The organism is Pseudomonas sp. R3-52-08 (assembly GCF_003851745.1).
Classification (GTDB): domain Bacteria; phylum Pseudomonadota; class Gammaproteobacteria; order Pseudomonadales; family Pseudomonadaceae; genus Aquipseudomonas.
The window spans coordinates 247,410-263,234 of sequence record NZ_CP027730.1; the positions used below are offsets into that span (position 1 = coordinate 247,410).

Annotated in this window: 13 protein-coding genes; 5 read left to right on the forward strand and 8 right to left on the reverse strand. The window is 62.9% G+C overall.

Annotated elements, in window-relative coordinates:
• Nucleotides 1-7 precede the first annotated feature (7 nt).
• Nucleotides 8-481: a heme-binding protein gene (locus tag C4J91_RS01020; RefSeq protein ID WP_124360747.1), complete on the reverse strand. Its 474-nt coding sequence runs from the start codon at nt 479-481 to the stop codon at nt 8-10.
• Nucleotides 482-581: 100 nt separating this feature from the next.
• On the opposite strand from C4J91_RS01020, the gene C4J91_RS01025 reads away from it, so the two are divergent.
• A complete protein-coding gene (locus C4J91_RS01025) occupies nt 582-947 on the forward strand; it encodes a response regulator (RefSeq protein ID WP_124360748.1) in 366 nt (121 codons plus the stop codon).
• Between the two features lie 117 nt (nt 948-1,064).
• On the opposite strand, the gene C4J91_RS01030 is transcribed toward C4J91_RS01025, so the two are convergent.
• Nucleotides 1,065-2,069, reverse strand: coding sequence for an AraC family transcriptional regulator (locus tag C4J91_RS01030; protein WP_124360749.1), 1,005 nt, complete (start codon nt 2,067-2,069; stop codon nt 1,065-1,067).
• Nucleotides 2,070-2,170: 101 nt separating this feature from the next.
• Here C4J91_RS01030 and C4J91_RS01035 point away from each other — a divergent pair, with 101 nt between their 5' ends.
• Nucleotides 2,171-3,241, forward strand: a complete 1,071-nt coding sequence (locus C4J91_RS01035; RefSeq protein ID WP_124360750.1) for a fatty acid desaturase — start codon at nt 2,171-2,173, stop codon at nt 3,239-3,241.
• On the opposite strand, the gene C4J91_RS01040 is transcribed toward C4J91_RS01035, so the two are convergent.
• Entirely contained in the window at nt 3,228-4,043 is an 816-nt protein-coding gene (locus tag C4J91_RS01040; protein ID WP_124360751.1) for an ABC transporter ATP-binding protein, read from the reverse strand. The two genes, C4J91_RS01035 and C4J91_RS01040, sit on opposite strands and share 14 nt — an antisense overlap.
• Nucleotides 4,040-5,614: an ABC transporter permease gene (locus C4J91_RS01045; RefSeq protein WP_124360752.1), complete on the reverse strand. Its 1,575-nt coding sequence runs from the start codon at nt 5,612-5,614 to the stop codon at nt 4,040-4,042. The genes C4J91_RS01040 and C4J91_RS01045 overlap by 4 nt, the downstream gene beginning before the upstream one ends.
• Nucleotides 5,615-5,891: 277 nt before the next feature.
• Between C4J91_RS01045 and C4J91_RS01050 the strand changes: the two genes are divergently transcribed.
• Nucleotides 5,892-6,893 (forward strand): ABC transporter substrate-binding protein, encoded by a 1,002-nt coding sequence (locus tag C4J91_RS01050; RefSeq protein ID WP_124360753.1) that lies wholly within the window; start codon nt 5,892-5,894, stop codon nt 6,891-6,893.
• Nucleotides 6,894-6,996: 103 nt separating this feature from the next.
• Here C4J91_RS01050 and C4J91_RS01055 read toward each other — a convergent pair whose 3' ends face one another.
• Nucleotides 6,997-7,917, reverse strand: coding sequence for a LysR family transcriptional regulator (locus C4J91_RS01055; RefSeq protein ID WP_124360754.1), 921 nt, complete (start codon nt 7,915-7,917; stop codon nt 6,997-6,999).
• Nucleotides 7,918-8,098: 181 nt separating this feature from the next.
• On the opposite strand from C4J91_RS01055, the gene C4J91_RS01060 reads away from it, so the two are divergent.
• Nucleotides 8,099-9,004 carry a TauD/TfdA family dioxygenase gene (locus C4J91_RS01060; protein WP_124360755.1) on the forward strand — a complete coding sequence of 302 codons (906 nt, stop codon included), beginning with the start codon at nt 8,099-8,101 and terminating at the stop codon, nt 9,002-9,004.
• Nucleotides 9,005-9,139: 135 nt separating this feature from the next.
• On the opposite strand, the gene C4J91_RS01070 is transcribed toward C4J91_RS01060, so the two are convergent.
• Nucleotides 9,140-10,747: an alkaline phosphatase family protein gene (locus tag C4J91_RS01070; protein ID WP_124360756.1), complete on the reverse strand. Its 1,608-nt coding sequence runs from the start codon at nt 10,745-10,747 to the stop codon at nt 9,140-9,142.
• Between the two features lie 121 nt (nt 10,748-10,868).
• A complete protein-coding gene (locus tag C4J91_RS01075; protein WP_124360757.1) occupies nt 10,869-11,813 on the reverse strand; it encodes a LysR family transcriptional regulator in 945 nt (314 codons plus the stop codon).
• A 155-nt stretch (nt 11,814-11,968) separates the two neighbouring features.
• Here C4J91_RS01075 and C4J91_RS01080 point away from each other — a divergent pair, with 155 nt between their 5' ends.
• Nucleotides 11,969-14,308 (forward strand): TonB-dependent receptor, encoded by a 2,340-nt coding sequence (locus tag C4J91_RS01080; protein WP_124360758.1) that lies wholly within the window; start codon nt 11,969-11,971, stop codon nt 14,306-14,308.
• On the opposite strand, the gene C4J91_RS01085 is transcribed toward C4J91_RS01080, so the two are convergent.
• Nucleotides 14,279-15,478, reverse strand: a complete 1,200-nt coding sequence (locus C4J91_RS01085) for a CynX/NimT family MFS transporter (protein ID WP_124360759.1) — start codon at nt 15,476-15,478, stop codon at nt 14,279-14,281. The two genes, C4J91_RS01080 and C4J91_RS01085, sit on opposite strands and share 30 nt — an antisense overlap.
• Nucleotides 15,479-15,825: the final 347 nt, after the last annotated feature.

Here is a 15,825-nt window from a genome sequence, read left to right on the forward strand (position 1 = left end):
AGTGGAATCAAGGGGTGATTTTCAAGCCCAGTTGCTCGGCCGCCTGTACGGCGCAGGCTTCATCCTGCGGCGCGCCGCCGGCACCGGCGATGCCCAGCGCGCCGACCAGTTCGGCCTCGGCAAACAGCGGCACGCCACCGCCAAGCAACAGCAACTCGGGCAAGCTGTTAAGGTTGGCGGCCTCGGGGTTGTTGCGCGCACGCTCGGCGAACAGCCGGGTTGGGGTTTTGGTCGACAACGCCGTGTACGCCTTGCGCTGGCTGGCGAGGCTGTTGTGCGGGCCGACGCCGTCGGCGCGCAGGCTCAGCAGCAGGTTGCCGCCACGGTCGAGCACGGTCAGCGCGGCGGTGCAGTGAGCCAGGCTGGCATCGGCCAATTGGCGTGCGGTGTGTAAATCAAGCGTGGCATGGCGTGGCAGTTGTGGCGTCGCCTGGGCGGCAGTCGCCACGGCGAGGCTCAGGCATAAAGCAGTGCGATACATGGTGAACGCTCCAGAAGGCAGGCCGTCACGGTAGCCAGTGGAGGTGGACAAAAGCCGCACAATTTGATGACAGGTTTGTAATCAAACCCAGAGGTAAGGCATGCACGTGTTGTTAGTGGAAGACCAGCCGCAATTGGCGCAACGGATGGCCCAGGCCTTGAGCGAGGCCGGTTTTACCGTGGAAGTCGCGGCCAACGGCATGGCCGCGCAACGGTTTGTGGAAAGCACCGTGTACGACCTGGTGATTCTGGATGTGATGCTGCCGGGGCTGAATGCCTGGAAGTTGCAGCAGGCGATTCGCCAGCGCGGCGAAACGCCCGTGCTGTTTCTGACCACGCCCGATGGCATCGAAGATCGTTTGCGTGGGTTGGAGTTGCATGAAGACGATTACTTGCTCAAGCCGTTTGATGCCAAGGCATTGGTGGTGCGGGTGAGGAGGGTGTTGCGGCGTGACCGAGGGCGGTGATGGCCTCCACCACCGCTATCGGGGGCAAGCCCCCTCCCACAGTTGATTTGTGAATACAGTTCAAATGTGGGAGGGGGCTTGCCCCCGATGAGGCCCTCAAAGCCACCACACATCCCGCTACCGCAACCCATCCCTGAACTGCCCCGGCGTCATCCCCGTCCAGCGCTTGAACGCCCGATTGAAGCTGCTGGTATCGGCAAACCCCAACAAATGGCTGATCTCGGCCAATGAACACTGCGGATCGCGCAGGTGCAACAGCGCCAGGTTCTGCCGACACTCATTGAGCAGCGCATCAAACCGGCAGCCTTCATCCGCCAGGTGCCGCTGCAGGCTGCGCAGGCTCAAATGCAGCGCCTGGGCGATCCGCTCCGCGCTGGGTTCGCCGTCTGGCAGTTGCGCCTCGATGGCGGCGCGCACCTTGCGTTCCCAGGTCAGCGGTTGCAGTTGGGCCAGGGTGCGCTTGAGCACGGTTTCATTGTGTTCGGCCAACTCTGGGTTGGCGTCGTCCAGGTGGCTGTCGAAGTCGCGGGCGGCGAACTCCAGGCGGTCTTCCTCGGCGCCGAAGAACACCGGTGAGCGAAACACCGTGTGCCAGGGCGCTGGGTCGGCCGGTTCCGGGCGCCGCAGGTATACCGCCAGCGGTGCGTAGTCACGCCCGAGGCGATTGCGGCAGGTGCGCACATAGATCGCCGCAAACGCATCGATAGCTTCCAGCGCCGGCGCCGGGCTGCCTTCGTGCCGCAGCAGGCGGAAACGGTAGCCGTCACCGTGACGGCTCAGCTCCAGGCTCAGGGCATCACTGACCACCTGGTGATAGCGCACGATACGCTCGAACACTTCGCGCAGGCTGCCGCTGGCCACTAGCGCATACCCCAACGCATGAAAGGTGGTGGGGCTGACAAACCTCGACACCCGCAAGCCAATCGCCGGATCGCCACTGGCCTGCACCGCCAGTTCCCACAGGCGCGTGGTGGCCGACAACGGGTAGCGCGCATTCGGGTCGTCCATCAACAGCGGGTCGAGCCCGGCCTCGCGGCAGAGCGCGGCGCTGTCGAGGCCCAGGGCGTCGAGTTGCTTGCGCAGGGCGCGGGTCCAACTGGCGAGGGAGGTGGGTTCGGTCATGGCGATTGGCGCTTGCGGTCAACAGGTTGGCGTGCGGAGCTAGCGCCCTGCGCCAGGGTAGGGTGCAGGATGCAGGCATCACTCCACTAGAGAATGGAAGCATGGACGGTACTTGTGCAAGTCCCCTGCAGATGAACGCCCAACAGCGTTCGGCGCATATCCGTGAGGTGGTGCTGGCCGAGGGGGTGCGATTGCGCCAGCGCCACCCCTGGCTGCTGCATCAGGACGCCCTGGGCGCGGGCATCCTGGCGTTTGCGCTGGTCGGCATGCTGGGTTCGGCGGAGCTCTATATCAGCGGCCAGATGGCCTGGTGGGTGTGCCTGCTGCTCAATGCCTTCTTCGCCTCACTCACCCATGAGCTGGAACATGACCTGATCCACAGCATGTACTTTCGCAAGCAGCGCGTGCCGCACAACCTGATGATGGGCCTGGTCTGGCTGGCGCGACCGAGCACCATCAACCCATGGATTCGCCGGCACCTGCACCTCAATCATCACAAGGTTTCCGGCACCGAGGCCGATATGGAAGAGCGCGCGATCACCAACGGCGAGCCCTGGGGCATCGCGCGCTTGCTGATGGTCGGCGACAACATGATGTCGGCATTCATCCGTCTGCTGCGCGCCAAGACCTGGCGGCACCGGTTCAGCATCCTCAAGCGCGTGGTGCTGGTGTACGCACCGCTGGCGCTACTGCATTGGGGCGCGTGGTACGTGTTCCTGGGTTTTCATGCCGCCAATGGCATCGCCAGCCTGATGGGCGCGCCCATCGAGTGGTCAGCCGGGACGCTGCAGATGATGCAGGTGATCGACATCGCCGCCGTGGTGATCATCGGCCCAAACGTGCTGCGCACCTTCTGCCTGCACTTTGTCAGCTCCAACATGCATTACTACGGCGATGTGGAGCTGGGCAATGTGATCCAGCAGACCCAGGTGCTCAACCCCTGGTGGATGTGGCCGTTGCAGGCGTTCTGTTTCAATTTCGGCAGCACCCACGGCATCCACCATTTTGTGGTGAAGGAGCCGTTCTATATCCGCCAGATGAGCGCCAAGGTGGCGCACAAGGTCATGGCCGAGATGGGGGTGCGCTTCAATGATTTGGGCACCTTTGCGCGGGCCAATCGGCTTGAGCGCCAGGAGCAGCCGCGCAGCGAACTGTCGTTCAGCAAGCGATGAATGCCAACGGCAGGTCGCGGATCTGTTCGCGCGCCGGCGGCTGGTAGTGATCGTCGCTGGTCAATTCATGCAGCAGCTCTTCGCGCAACTGGTGGAATTCAAAGCTGCTGCGCTGGCGTGGATGGGGCAGGGCAATCTCGACCACCTGCTTGATCCGTCCCGGTCGGGGCTCCATCACCACCACCCGGTCGGCCAGGAAAATCGCTTCCTCCACGTCGTGCGTCACCAGCACCGTGGTGATACTGGCGCGGGCGCGGATCGCCAGCAGTTCGTCCTGCATCTGCTGGCGGGTCAGCGCGTCCAGTGCGCCGAACGGCTCGTCCAGCAGCAGAATTCGTGGGCTGGCAACCAAGCCGCGAGCGATCGCCACCCGTTGCGCCATGCCGCCGGACAACTGGTGAGGATAGGCGCGGGTGAAGTCAGTCAGGCCCACCAGTTCGATAAAGTCGCTGATGCGCCGGCTGCGCTCGGCCTCGCTCAAGGGCTCGTTGACCAGACCAAGGCCAATGTTCTGCGCCACCGTCAGCCACGGAAACAAGCGGTGTTCCTGGAACACAATGCCGCGTTCGCCACCGATGCCGTTCACCGGCTTACCGTCCACCTGAATCTCGCCGCGAAACTGCGTATCCAGCCCCACCAGCAAGCGCAGCAGCGTGGATTTTCCGCAACCGCTGGAGCCGACAATCGCAACGAATTCGCCCTCGGCAATCTGCAGGTTGAACTCACGGATGGCCTCCAATTCGAAGCCCTCCACATCGAAAGACTTGCCCACATGGTTGAAGCTGACAATCGGTGCGTTCATGCGTGTCTCCAGCGGGTGGCGCGAGTTTCAAGGCGTTGGCCGACAAGGTTGAGGGTGGCGCCGGTAAGGCCGACCAGCAGCATGCCGCTCATGATCAAGTCCATGCGCAGCAGCTGTTGGGCGCCGATCATCAGGCTGCCGATACCGCCGTTGGACGGCATGAAGTATTCCGCGCCGATGGTGCCCAGCCAGGCGTAGATCAGGCTCAGGCGCAGGCCGGCGAAAATTCCCGCTGCCGCGCCGGGCAAGATCAGGCGTCGCAGCCGTTGGGGCAGGTCCAGGCGCAGCACTTGGGCGGCTTCGCTCAGTTGCGGTGACAGGTTCAACACGCTGCGCTGGGTGGCGACAAACAAGGGGAAAAACGCCGCCAGGCCGATAAACACCCACTTGGCCAGCTCCCCCAGACCAAACCAGGCCGTGAGCAGCGGCACCCAGGCGAAGATAGCGATCTGGCGCAACGCGGCGAGGGTAGGGCCGAGTACCCGTTCACTGCGCGGTGACAAGCCCAGCCACAAGCCCACGGCAAACCCCAGGCTGCCGCCCAGCACCAAGCCGCCCAAGGTGCGCCCCAGGCTTTTGCCCAGCGCCCCCGACAGCGTGCCATCCGCGACACCCGAGGCGGTGGTGTGCAGCACCGTCCAGGGGCTCACCAGGATATTCGCGTCGACCCAGCCCTGTTGCGTCGCCACCTGCCACAGCGCGAGCAACAACAGCGGCAGCAGCCACGGCTGCAGGCGTTGCCAGCCGTGGTAACGCGGGCCGCGACGGATCTGCGCCGTGGCCGGATGCGGCCAGTGCACCCAGCGCCGATCCAGCCAGCCGATGCCACGGTCCATCGCCACGCCCAGCACGCCGATGACCACGATGCACACAAAGACGATATCGAGCATGAATAACTGGCGCGCCCACACCATCAGGTAGCCGATGCCTTCGCTGGAGGCGAGCAATTCCACCGCCAGCAGCGACGTCCAACCGGCCGCCAGGGCCAGGCGCACGCCAGCCATGAACGCCGGCAGGGCGGCGGGCAGGATCAGCCGGCGGATCAGCAGAGGGGTGGGCAGGCGCAGCACCCGCGCAGCCTCACGCAACTGCGGTTGGGCGTCGCGCACGCCGACCAGGGTATGCAGGGTGACCGGCACCACGATGGCCTTGACCAGCACCACCAGTTTCAGCGTCTCGCCAATGCCGAAAAACACCATGAACAGTGGAATCCACGCCAGGGTCGGCACCTGCGACAGCGCGCTGAATGTCGGAAATACCAGGCGCTCGGCACGCGCGCTGAAGCCCAGCCAGGCGCCGAGCAAGGCCCCGGCGCTGATGCCCGCCAGCAAGCCCCAGCACAAGCGTTGCAGGCTGATCGCCAAATGGCTCCACAACTCGCCGCCCGCCAGTTCCACCGCGCTGCGCCAGACCAGTGAAGGCGGCGGCAGGATCTGTTCGCTCATCCACTGCTGACTGCTGGCCAGCCACCACAGGGCAAACAGCGACAGCGGCAGCAGCCAGTGGCTGAACGACGGCCAGCGCAGGATGGGCGTTGTAAGAGGCGGGCTCAACCGTGCGCTCCGGGACATTGAGGACTTCCCTTTCGTTATGTGATTTCGATCTTATAAAAACGTAATCAAGATGATTGTGGGATAAGAGAAGTCATTTAAAGCCTGCGCTCGACACGCATCCAATGCATTCGAAGAATATTTTCGATGCTGTTTATGCATAGGTCGCTGGAGGCTGCGGTTTGGCTCGCATAGTGCTAAAAGCTATAAAATAGTGAATTTATAGTATTTAAAGTTTTCATCGGCCTGTGCCTACTTTCAGCTCCCAGGCGACCGTCGCCCACCAGGAGCTGCGCTTATGAAACTACCCTTCAAACGTCTGATCACGCTGTTCGCGGGCACCGCACTGGCGGGGCTGGTGCATGCCGCCGAACTCAAGGAAATCCGCATTGCCGTGCCCGACCTCAGCGCCGGCACCCAACACAGCGGTGGCGGCATCACCGATGTGTTGCGCGAACAGCAGATCTTCGAAAAGGCCTTCGCCGACCAAGGCATCACGATTCAGTGGAATTACTTCAAGGGCGCGGGCCCGGTGATCAACGAAGCCTTTGCCAACGGCCAGGTGGACCTCGCCTACCTGGGCGACCTGGCGGCCATCATCGGCCGCTCCAACGGCCTGCAGACCCGCTTGCTCAGTGCAACGGCACGAGACATCAAGCAGTACCTCGGCGTGGTGCCGGGCTCGGGCATCAAGACCCTGCAAGACCTCAAGGGCAAGCGCGTCGCGGTGTTTCGCGGCACGGCCAGCCAGTTGTCGTTCGACAGCGCATTGGCCAGCCAGGGCTTGAACGAGAAAGACCTGAAAGTCATCAACCTGGATTTCAACGCAGCCGGTGCGGCGCTGGCCGCCAAGCAGATCGACGCGACCTGGGGCGGCTCGAACCTGACCGCGCTGCAAGCCAAGGGGCTGGCCGAAATCGCCCTGACCACCAAGGACCTCGGCGGTGCCGGCAGCATCCAGGCGGTGCTGGTGGGCAGCAAACAGTTTGTCGATGAGCATCCCGACGCCGTGGCCAAGCTGCTCAAGGCCCAGCAGCAGGCGGTGCAATGGTTGACCGATGACAACAACAAGCAGGCTTACATCGAACTGGTGTCGGGGCTGGCCAGTTATCCGCCGGTGATCCTGACCAATGATTTGAAAGACCAGCAGCTCAGTGCGATTTTCCCGGCAACGCTTGATCCGGTGTTCCTTGGCAAATTGCAGGATGCAGTGGATTTGGCGTCCAGGGAAAAGCTGATTCGCCGGTCGTTTCAGGTGAGTGACTGGGTGGCGCCCGGGTTGGTGGCGGCGGGGCTTTGAGTATTGTGGTGTCTGGGGTATCGCATCGGGGGCAAGCCCCTCCCACACTTTGAATGTGTTCGCAGTTCAAATGTGGGAGGGGGCTTGCCCCCGATGAGGCCCTTCAAACCGCCACACTCACCTCCTGCCGATCAACTTCCACCAACGTCTCGATCATCGCCTTGGCCGCCGGCGACAAGCGCGACCCGGTACGGCTGACAATCCCGCACCGCGCACTCAGGGTCTCCAGGTTCTGCGGCAGGTTGCGCCAGTGCAGCAGCACCAGCGCACCTCGGGCGATATCCTCGGCGAACGCTTCTTCGGTGCCCACGCCGATGGCATTGGACTGCAGCACAATCTTTACCAGCGCCGGGAAGTGTTCGGTCTGGATGCTCGGTGAAAAGTCCATGCGCCCGCTCAGGTTTGCCAGCAGTTTGCGAATGCCCTGGGAGATCAGCGGCGCGGCCAGCGGGTAGTCGAACATGTCGTTGGTCGACAGGCTGTCCTTGGCCAGCAGCGGGTGCCCCGGGCGGCAGAAAAACACGCCGCGCTTGGGGGTCAGCGCACGGGTCTGGAAGTTCGGGTCGGCTTCGAACTGGCGGATGTCGGCAATGAAGAATTCGATCTCTTCACGGCTCAGTGCACGGCTGAGCTTTTCCCAGTTATCCACTTGGAAACTGGTGCGGATTTTCGGGTGCGCGCCGATAAAACGCGCCACCGCATCCGGCACCAACTTCACCGCCGGCGCCGGGCCGCAGCCGAAGCGCAGGTCGCCGGCATCGAGCTTGGTCATGCGCGTGACTTCACTGCTCAGCAAGGCGGCGCCGTGCACCAGGGTCAGGGCGTGTTGCAATACCACCTGGCCTTCCGGTGTCGGGCGCAGGTCCTTGTGGCCACGGTCCACCAGCACGCAGCCAAACTCCTGTTCCAGCCCCTGGATACTGCGGCTGAACGCCGGTTGCGTGATGCCCATGGCGTCCGCCGCACGCACAAAACTGCGGTGTTCGTTGAGGGCGATGAAGTAGCGCAGCTGACGAAGATCCATATGCATTCCCGGCATTTGAAAAATAGGTCGAAGGCATTTGCGAGCGACGCAGCTGAGGTTTTAAATGCAAGCTCTTATTCCGTCAACGAAGCATTGGTTCAATTGCTAGATCTAAAAGGCATATGAATAGAGCGTTGTCGGCGAGCGTTCCACCATCCGCAGGCACATGAGGGTCATCACAATGAGCAACGCCGCATTAGCTGTTCAACCCATCGCCCAGGCACTGGAGATTCGTCCGGTCGCCGGCCGCATTGGCGCCGAGATCCGTGGCATCAAACTGTCCGGTCACCTCGATGCCGCGACGGTCGAAGCCATCCAGCAAGCGCTGGTGCAGTACAAGGTGATCTTCTTTCGCGAGCAAACGCACCTCGATGACCAGAGCCAGGAAGCCTTCGCCCATCTGCTCGGCGAGCCGATTGCGCACCCGACTGTGCCGGTACGCGACGGCACGCGCTTTCTGATGGAGCTGGACGGCACCCGCGGCCAGCGCGCCAATTCCTGGCACACCGACGTGACCTTCGTCGACGCCTACCCGAAAGCCTCGATCCTGCGTTCAGTGCTGGCGCCAGCCTCCGGCGGCGACACCGTCTGGGCCAACACGGCGGCCGCCTACAACGACCTCAGCGTCGAACTGCGCGCCCTGGCGGATAACCTGTGGGCCATCCACAGCAACGAATACGACTACGCCGCGCGCAAGCCGGATGTGGCGGTGGAGAAGCTTGAGGAGTACCGCAAGGTGTTCACCTCGACGGTGTATGAAACCGAGCACCCGGTGGTGCGCGTGCATCCGGTCAGTGGTGAGAAAACCCTGTTGTTGGGGCATTTCGTCAAACGCCTGAAAGGCTACTCCCAGGCCGACTCGACGCAACTGTTCAACCTGCTGCAAAGCCACGTCACCCGCCTGGAAAACACCGTGCGCTGGCGCTGGAACAGCGGTGACGTGGCCATCTGGGATAACCGCGCCACCCAGCATTACGCGGTGGATGACTACGGCACCCAGGAACGCATCGTGCGCCGGGTGACACTCAAGGGCGATGTGCCGGTGGGTGTGCAGGGCCAACGCAGCCAGACCACCAAAGGCCTCTAAATTCACAGAGATGATCGTTCCCACGCTCCGCGTGGGAATGCCTCCTGGGACGCTCCGCGTCCCGCTACCGCGCACAGGTGACGCAGAGCGTCACGGGCTGCATTCCCACGCAGAGCGTGGGAACGATCATAGGCCTTACCAGACCCCGATCTGCACGACCTTCTCCGCCTCCGGCTCCCCATAGCGAAACCATTGGCCACGCACTTCAATCTCCGTGTGGCTGATGGTGGTGCGCCGCTTCAGCCCACGCAGCCACTCGAACAGATAACCCGCGTGTGTCTCGCGCACCTGCGCATAGGCCGGATCGGCGCCCAGGTCGTGCACTTCCTGCGGGTCGTTTTCCAGGTCGAACAGCTGCGCGCGAAAGCCGTCGTACGCCAGGTATTTCCAGCGCTCGCTGCGCACCATGGTCATGCGGCAACGGTCGATCGGCTGGCCCAAGCGCTCGCGGGCCGGAGCCTGGAAGGCGTAGTCGTATTCGGCAATCGCATACTGGCGCCAAGGGGTCGGCTGACCATGCAGCAGCGGGATCAGCGAGCGGCCTTCCAGGCGGTGATCGGCGGCGGGCAGGCCCAGGGCGTCGAGGAAGGTCGGCAGGGCATCGATGGTCTCCACCAGACGCGCGTCCACCGAGCCGCGGCTGCTATCGGCACTGGCACGAGGGTCGCGCACAATCAAGGGAATGCCCACGGCAGGCTCCAGCAGAAATTCCTTTTCACCGAGGAAGTGGTCGCCGAGGAAGTCGCCGTGGTCGCTGGTGAACACGATCAGTGTGTCATCCCAGCGCCCGTTGCTTTGCAGGAAATCGAACAGCCGCCCGAGCTGGTCGTCGATCTGTTTGATCAACCCCATGTAGGTCGGAACCACCCTGAGCCGCACCTCGTCGCGGGAGAAATTCACGCTCTCCTGGTGCTGGCGGAACGCCTGGTACACCGGGTGATCGCTGGTCTGCTCCGGTTGAATCGGCGCCTGCACATGCTCGGCGGCGTACAACGCGTGGTACGGCGCCGGTGCGATATAGGGCCAGTGCGGCTTGATGTAGGACAGGTGCAGGCACCAGGGTTGCTCGGCCTGCTCCTGGATGAAGTCGATTGCGCGGTCGGTGGTGTAGACGGTTTCCGAATGCTGCTCGGCGACCCGTGCCGGCAAACCGGCGTTGCGCATATGCCAGCCGCTGAGCACTTCGCCGTTTTCACCCTGTGCGGCATTGGCCCATTCATGCCAAGGGTTGCTGCCGCCGTAGCCTTGTTCGCGCAGGTAATGCGTGTAGGGCGCGGACTCGCGTTTATCCTCGAACAACGGGCTGTCGGGGTAGATGCCGTCATGACGAAAGTAGGTGTCGAAGCCCACTTCATTCAGCGGCTCGGCCTGGGCGCTTTCAGGGTCGATGTTCACGCGTTGCAGCGCATCCAGATTCGGCGTGGCGTGGGTCTTGCCCACCAGCGCAGTACGGATGCCGTGGGGGCGCAGATAGTCGCCGATGGTCAGCTCGTCCAGGGGCAGCGGCACGGCATTCCACGCCACCTGGTGGCTGCTGACATAACGCCCGGTGTAGGCCGACATCCGCGACGGGCCACAAATGGTGCCTTGGGTGTAGGCCCGGCTGAAACGCACGCCGGCAGCGGCGAGGCGGTCGATATTGGGGGTGTGCAAATGCGCGTGGCCATAGCACGACAGGTAATCGCGGCGTAGTTGGTCGCACATGATATAGAGCACATTGCGCACGGGTTGGGGTTTGGACATGAGGCTTCACCGAACGGAGGACAGGTGACGGTTTTCGCCGTTCGGATGGGCGCTGGCAAGTGCATTTGGGGTCTGGGTTTCATGCAGTGAATGCATGGAGCTTGCCCCCGACGGCGTCGGTTCACACAGCGACATTTTCCAGCGTACAAATATCTTCATCCAACTCATCTATTTGCTTGATCTGCTCAATCATCGCCTCCGCCAGCGGCGACAAGCGATACCCCGCGCGGCTGACGATGCCGTAGCGGGTGTAACGCTCCTCCAGGTTTTCATCCAGGCCGTCGATCGTCAGGCACACCAATTCGCCGCGAGCCATCTGCAGCACGTCGCTGTTGGCGCTGACGATGCCGATGGCGTCCGAGCGCAGCACCACCCCCAGCAGGCTGTAGCCGTTTTCGCATTCGACATTGGGCAGGTAATCCGGTCGGCCGCTGAGGTCGACGATGACTTTGCGCAGGTTCGGTGGGCGGATGGTGACGGCCAGCGGATAGCTCATCAGTTCGGCGGCGCTGACGCTGTCGCGGGCGGCGAGGGGGTGGCCGACGCGGCAGCAGAAATACCAGCGGCGCGCGCGCAGGCGATGGGTGTGATAGTCGGGGTTGGCTTCGAAATGTCGGGTGTCGGCGACGAAGAATTCGAACTCTTCGCTGAGCAGGCGTTTGCTCAGACTTTCCCAGTCGTCCACCTGGAACTGCACGCGGGCCTTGGGATAGCGCCCGATAAAACTGCCGATGGCGCGGGGGATCAAGCCGCCCGCCGGGGCCGGGCCGCAACCGAAGCGCAGTTCGCCCGCCTCGAGGCCATTGAATTGGCTGATTTCGTTAGCCAGTTGCTGCGCGCCGCTGACCAGGCGCCGGGCGTGTTCGAGCAGCACCTGGCCTTGTTTGGTCGGCGCCAGGTCTTTGCGGCCGCGGTCCACCAACTGGCAGCCGGCACTGTGTTCCAGGGCCTGGATGCTGCGGCTGAAGGCCGATTGCGACAGGTTCACCGTCAACGCCGCCGCGACAAAACTGCGTTGTTCGGCGAGGGCGATGAAGTGGCGAAGCTGGCGCAGGTCGATATGCATTTTTCACATCAAAAATATCCGGGAAATGCATTGGCTATGCATTAGGTCGACTCCTTATAAAGGCTATCTCTTATGCAGTAAATGTTCGTAAAAACATAAATAAATAACCTAAAGGAATATCAGAGATTGAATATTCCTGGGTTCCGGAGCCGCTCATGAGTCTGTTCACGCCCGCTGTACCTTGCTCTCCCTGGACGCTCAAGCGCCTGCCCCTGGCCCTGTTGTTTGCGGGCAGTGCCGGTTGGTCGTCCAGCTACGCGGCCGAGCCTGCGCCTGCGGGCGAAAGCGCCAGTGGTCAACTGGAAACCGTCACGGTCACGGCCCGCCGGCGCACCGAAAGCGCCCAGGCGGTACCGACACCCATGAGCGTGATCGGCGGCCAGGCGCTGGAGAGCCAGCGGGTGTACCGGATTCAGGATTTGCAGCAACTGGTGCCCAGCGTCAACGTCGCCTATATGCATGCGCGCCAGTCCAGCGTGTCGATTCGCGGTCTGGGCAACAACCCGGCCAGTGACGGCCTGGAAGGCAGCGTGGGGTTGTATATCGATAACGTGTACCTCGGCCGCCCCGGCATGGCGGTGTTCGACCTCATGGACATCGAGCAGCTCGAGGTGCTGCGCGGCCCGCAAGGTACGTTGTTCGGCAAGAACACCACGGCGGGGGTGATCAATATCAGCACCCGCGCGCCGAGTTTCACCCCGGAGCGCAGCATTGAAACCTCGTTGGGCGAGGACGGTTATTTCCAGACTAAGGGCACGATTTCCGGGCCGCTGACCGATGAGTTGGCAGGGCGTTTTTCAGCCTATCGCACGCGCAGCGACGGCGACATCAAGAACGAGCATGACGGGCACGACCTCAATGGCGGTTCACGCCAGGGCTTTCGCGGGCAACTGCTGTACAAGCCCAATGAGGCGTTCAACCTGCGCTGGATCGGTGACTACAACGAGGAGGATTCCAGCGCCGGTACCCGTGTGCTCTACAGCACCGGGCCGACCATCAACGGTACCAACCTCTACCAGTCCAGGGCCAACGCAGCGGGCGCCACGCTGGTCGACGGCACCCACCGTAAGGTCAATCTGGACAATGACCAGCACGTCACGGTGTTTCAGGGCGGAACGTCGCTGGAGGCCAACTGGACCTTGCCGAGCGATTTCACCCTGACGTCGGTCAGCGCCTACCGCTGGTGGAATTTCACCCCGCGCAATGATGACGGGCTTAACGTGCCGGCCTCGTATAACGCCGGCGTATCGGTGGAAGACAAACAGTGGTCCCAGGAATTTCGCCTGGCTTCACCCCAGGGCGGGTTCTTCGATTACGTGCTCGGCGCCTATTACTTCGGCTCAGACCTGGATAACCAAGCCTTCGCCTACTACGGCCCCAAGGCGGACATCTGGAACGGTACGCCGACCGGCGCGTTGAATAATGTGAGCAGCGTCGGCAACGGGCACATCCGCACCGACAGCTTTGCGCTGTTCGCCCAAGGCACCTGGCACCTGACTGAACGCCTGGATTTCACCGCCGGCCTGCGCGGCACCTACGAAGAAAAAAGTGCCTGGGTGACACGCAATGCCCCGCTCGGCGGCGCAGCGGTCAGCGGCGCGGCTGCCACGGCGCGGCGCGGGCGTACCGGGGCGTATGACTCGGGTGACCTGACGCAATACAGCGCCACGCCGTCGGGGCTGCTCAACCTCAGTTATCACTTCAACGACAACCTGCTGGGCTACGCGACGCTGTCCCACGGCGAGAAGTCCGGTGGCGTCAACCTGGCGGTGGGCTCGGCGCCGACGGCCGGGGCCGACTCGCTGCTGATCGGCACCGAGCGGGCCAACAATGCCGAGTTGGGTTTCAAGAGCACGTTGTGGGATCGGCGCCTGCAGCTCAATGCCAACCTGTTCTGGACCCAGGTCAATGGCTACCAGACCAACGCTTACGATCAGGACAACCGGGTGCAATACCTCACCAACGCCGGCTCCGTGCGCTCGCGGGGCGTTGAAGTGGAAAGCACCCTGGTGCCGATCAAGGGCCTGACACTGAATATCAACGGCTCGTTCAACGACGTGAGTTACCTGTCTTACAAGGACGCGCCGTGCCCGCCGGAAGTCAGCCTGCGCCCCGGTGCAGCGGCGTCCTGCGACTTGACCGGGCACCAGGTGGTGGGCGCGTCGAAATGGATTGCCAATGCCAACGGCGAGTACAAGTGGAACCTGGATAACGGCTTTGAACCCTACGTCACCGCCAGCTACGCATTTCGCTCCAAGGCGGTGGGCACGGTGGAAGACTCCGACTACGGGCAGATCCCCGCCTATGCGCTGGTCAACCTCTCCACTGGCCTGCGCGGCAACTACGAGCAAGGCCAGTGGGATGTGTCGTTGTGGCTGAAAAACGCCTTCGACAAAACCTACTACACCACCCTGTGGACCGGCGGCAACGGCGGTTACGAAGGCCTGCTGGGCACGCCGCGTACCCTAGGCGTGACCGGGCGCTACGACTTCTAGCCCGGTGCGATAGGTGGCCGGGCTGAACACCCGCGTCACCAGCAGCATCGCCACCGCCGTTACCGTGAGCACGACCCAGGCGCTGATGAAGTTGCCGGTGAGTTCGCGCAGCCAGCCGGTCAACCACGGCGAAATCGCGTTGATCAAAAAGCCCACGCCTTGTACGAAAGCTGCCAGTTGCCCGGCCTGGCGTGGGTCGCGGTGATGGTCGAGGGTCAGCAGCAGGCTCAGGGCGAAGCACGCACCCAGGCCGAACCCGCACAAGGCCACCCACAGGTGGGGGAACGCGGTGGGCGCGATGATCAGGCCGAGGTAGCCGAGGGTTTGCGCCAACAGGCTGATGGCGAGCAGCGGGCGACGGTCGATCCCACGTTGCGCCAGTACCGGCATCAGCAGCGCGGCGATGACTTGAAAAATGGTCATGAACGCCAGCAACGAGCCGCTGGGCAGCACGCCCCAACCCAGTTGCTGATAGTAGGCGGGCAGCCAGGCCACCATGCTCATGTAGCCGCAATTGACCAGGCCGAAATACAGCGCCAGCAACCAGGCGCGGCGGTTGCGCAGGCCTTTGAAGGCCGGGGCAACCTGTGTATTTCGGGCGGCGCCCAGTGGCAACCCTGCCCATAGCAACAACGCCCCCAACGCTGGCAACAGCCACACGCCCAGGCCCGCCTGCCATTGCTGGAAATACGTGGCCACCACCGGGCTGAGCAGCGCCGCCAGCCCGCCACCGGCCATCAGCGACGCCGAATACACACCCATCGCCACCGGCACGCGGTGCTGAAATTCGCGCTTGATCATCGCCGGCACCAACGCCTGGATCAGCGCTACGCCCGCGCCGCCGAGCAATGCCGTGACCAACAGCGCCGAGGCCTGGCCCATCAGCCAGCGCGCCAGGCACGCCAGCAGAATCATCACCAGTCCCAGCGCAATACCGCGCCGTTCACCCAATCGCGCTTCGACCCTCACGCCCACCAGCGCCACCAACCCCATGCACACCACCGGCAAGCTGGTGAGCAAGGCACTGCTTTGAAAGCTCAGGCCGGTGGCTTGGCGAATTTCACCGAGCAGCGGGCTGATGGAGCTGAGGATGGGCCGCAGGTTCAGTCCCAGGACCACCAGGAGGCCCCAGCCTGCGAGCTTGCTGGCGATCGAATGGTTAAGCGTCATGCAGGACCTGCCGGAGAGCAAAAGAGGCAGCGAGTATGCCAGCCGTTGTGCTGGGTCGACAGCCTGAGCACGCCCGTGGTGAGTTGCTTGCCTGATGCGATGCAAATCCCGCTTGAACCATGCCTTCGCTGAATATTTTGTATGCCGTAAACGCATGCAAAAACAAGCGCTTCGCGCAAAGCCACGGGAGCCGCGGGCTTGACGCAGGGGACTTATTTTTATATTCGCTTTGGATATATTCATAACTTTAAAGATTACTTTAAGAGATAAGCGCTCAACCCCGATGATTCAGCCCTCGACGGCCTTTCAAGCAGGCCTGTCGGTTTTTTGGTCTTAAAGCCGTAGGG

Bases quoted from the DNA above. Each gene is read 5' to 3' on its own strand.
- C4J91_RS01030 (WP_124360749.1), bottom strand. From the start codon at position 2,069: ATGACCGAACCCACCTCCCTCGCCAGTTGGACCCGCGCCCTGCGCAAG.
- C4J91_RS01025 (WP_124360748.1), top strand. From the start codon at position 582: ATGCACGTGTTGTTAGTGGAAGACCAGCCGCAATTGGCGCAACGGATG.
- C4J91_RS01060 (WP_124360755.1), top strand. From the start codon at position 8,099: ATGAGCAACGCCGCATTAGCTGTTCAACCCATCGCCCAGGCACTGGAG.
- C4J91_RS01080 (WP_124360758.1), top strand. From the start codon at position 11,969: ATGAGTCTGTTCACGCCCGCTGTACCTTGCTCTCCCTGGACGCTCAAG.
- C4J91_RS01040 (WP_124360751.1), bottom strand. From the start codon at position 4,043: ATGAACGCACCGATTGTCAGCTTCAACCATGTGGGCAAGTCTTTCGAT.
- C4J91_RS01085 (WP_124360759.1), bottom strand. From the start codon at position 15,478: ATGACGCTTAACCATTCGATCGCCAGCAAGCTCGCAGGCTGGGGCCTC.
- C4J91_RS01045 (WP_124360752.1), bottom strand. From the start codon at position 5,614: ATGTCCCGGAGCGCACGGTTGAGCCCGCCTCTTACAACGCCCATCCTG.
- C4J91_RS01070 (WP_124360756.1), bottom strand. From the start codon at position 10,747: ATGTCCAAACCCCAACCCGTGCGCAATGTGCTCTATATCATGTGCGAC.
- C4J91_RS01075 (WP_124360757.1), bottom strand. From the start codon at position 11,813: ATGCATATCGACCTGCGCCAGCTTCGCCACTTCATCGCCCTCGCCGAA.
- C4J91_RS01055 (WP_124360754.1), bottom strand. From the start codon at position 7,917: ATGGATCTTCGTCAGCTGCGCTACTTCATCGCCCTCAACGAACACCGC.
- C4J91_RS01020 (WP_124360747.1), bottom strand. From the start codon at position 481: ATGTATCGCACTGCTTTATGCCTGAGCCTCGCCGTGGCGACTGCCGCC.
- C4J91_RS01050 (WP_124360753.1), top strand. From the start codon at position 5,892: ATGAAACTACCCTTCAAACGTCTGATCACGCTGTTCGCGGGCACCGCA.
- C4J91_RS01035 (WP_124360750.1), top strand. From the start codon at position 2,171: ATGGACGGTACTTGTGCAAGTCCCCTGCAGATGAACGCCCAACAGCGT.